Genomic DNA, 1,276 nt, shown 5'->3' with positions numbered 1-1,276 from the left:
CTGACCTGCCCCCGTCGAGTGGGCCGTATGGTTTGTTAGTGGATTAAACCCATCGCCGCCATATTCGGGCGGAGGTGGAGCGAAGCGGAACCGGAGGCCGGATATGGCGGTGTCGCCGTTTCTGGGGCCGGAGGTCGATAGCCGAGGCTGCTGTGCGGACGGACGGTGTTGTAGTGCCGCCGCCAGGCTTCGATCAGCACCTTAGCCTCGGCGAGGCTGTAGAAGATCTCGCCGTTGAGCAGTTCGTCGCGAAGCGACCCGTTGAAGCTTTCGTTATAGCCATTCTCCCATGGTGATCCCGGCGTGATGTAGAGCGTCTTCACGCCGATCTGCCCCAGCCATTTCTGGACGGCGGTCGCGATAAATTCGCTGCCATTATCGGACCGTATATGTGCCGGCGGACCGCGCGAGACGAACAGGTCGGCGAGCGCCGCCAGAACATCCTCATGCTTGAGCTGCCGCGCGACGACGAGCGCAAGACATTCCCGGCTCGCCTCGTCGATGATGGTCAGGATGCGGAACTTGCGGCCGTCATGCGTGCGCCCCTCGACGAAGTCGTAAGCCCACACGTGCCCCGGATACTCGGGCCGCAGCCGGATGCACGATCCATCGTTGAGCCAAAGGCGCCCGCGTTTTGGCTGGCGCTGCGGCACCTTCAGCCCCTCGCGCCGCCATATCCGCTCGACACGCTTATGATTCACCGTCCACCCCGCATTGCACAGCAACGCCGTCACCCGGCGATAGCCGTAGCGGCCATATTGCTTTGCCAAGGCGATAACGTCCTCGGTCAGCGCCTGTTCGTCATCCGCCCCGCGTGGCGCTTTACGCTGTGTCGATCGATGCTGCCCCAGCACCCGGCATATCCGTCGCTCGGATACTAGGACTGGAAGCTCGCGTCGCACATGATCGATGCAGCGCCGTCGCCGCGCGGGGCTCAGAAGTTTCCCTTCGCGGCTTCCTGCAAAATCAGCTTGTCCAGCGTCAGGTCGGAGATCGCACGGCGCAGCCGCTGGTTCTCCTTCTCCAGATCCTTCATCCGCCGCGCCTGATCGGTCTTCAGGCCGCCATATTCCTTGCGCCAGCGATAATAGGTCTGCTCGCTGACCGCGATCCGCCGGCACGCCTCGGCTGTGCTCGCGCCCTGCGCCAGCACGATCTCAACTTCACGCAGCTTGCCGATAATCTCTTCCGGCTTGTGCTTCTTGCTCGGCATTCAATGTCCCTTTCGTGGTCCAGACTATCATAGTCTCCGGGCCACTCAGCGGGGGGCAGATCA

The 1,276-nt window shown here is 62.7% G+C and carries 1 protein-coding gene; it reads right to left on the bottom strand.

Annotated elements, in window-relative coordinates:
- Positions 1–35: 35 nt before the first annotated feature.
- Positions 36–1,213, bottom strand: a protein-coding gene (locus BFL28_RS16745) for an IS3 family transposase (protein WP_119184636.1) whose coding sequence is annotated in 2 segments (ribosomal slippage) — positions 36–949 and positions 949–1,213 — 1,179 coding nt in all. Because the reading frame shifts where the segments join, the coding sequence is not laid out codon by codon here.
- Positions 1,214–1,276: the final 63 nt, after the last annotated feature.

Origin of the sequence: Sphingomonas turrisvirgatae, from assembly GCF_001721295.1 — a bacterium.
GTDB classification, from domain to species: domain Bacteria; phylum Pseudomonadota; class Alphaproteobacteria; order Sphingomonadales; family Sphingomonadaceae; genus Sphingomonas; species Sphingomonas turrisvirgatae.
The sequence above is the reverse complement of the archived record's forward strand: the minus strand, read 5'-3'. Positions and strand labels throughout refer to the sequence as shown.